This window comes from Deinococcus alpinitundrae (assembly GCF_009982895.1).
Lineage (GTDB): Bacteria > Deinococcota > Deinococci > Deinococcales > Deinococcaceae > Deinococcus > Deinococcus alpinitundrae.
In genome coordinates this window covers 1-326 of record NZ_WXZL01000165.1, presented here as the reverse complement: position 1 = coordinate 326, position 326 = coordinate 1, and the positions used below count along the sequence as shown (strand labels likewise).

1 protein-coding gene is annotated in these 326 nt (G+C 63.2%); it reads right to left on the bottom strand.

What is annotated here, in order from left to right; genetic code table 11:
• Positions 1–326: ATP-binding cassette domain-containing protein (locus GUI70_RS22890; protein WP_161884545.1), on the bottom strand; the 326-nt coding region annotated here is incomplete at both ends.

Below are 326 nucleotides of genomic sequence, written 5' to 3'. Positions count from 1 at the left end.
GTCGCGCCGTCCCAGCTGATCGCGCCGCGGAACGGGACGAGGCCGGAAATCGCGTTGAACAGCGAGGTCTTGCCGGCGCCGTTGAGGCCGACGATGGAGACGAAATCACACTCGTTAACGGTGAGGGATAAATTCTCCAGCTCCTGCGACTTGACGTAGAAGACGCTGAAATCATTGACAGGGAGCAGCACCTTGTGGGCGGCGATCTCGGCCTCGGGGCGTTCGTGGGTCTCGATGCCGCCGCCGAGATAGACGCGGCGGACGGTTTCATCCCGCATCACCTGCTCGGAGGAGCCCTCGGCGATCTTCTCGCCGAGATAGAGGGC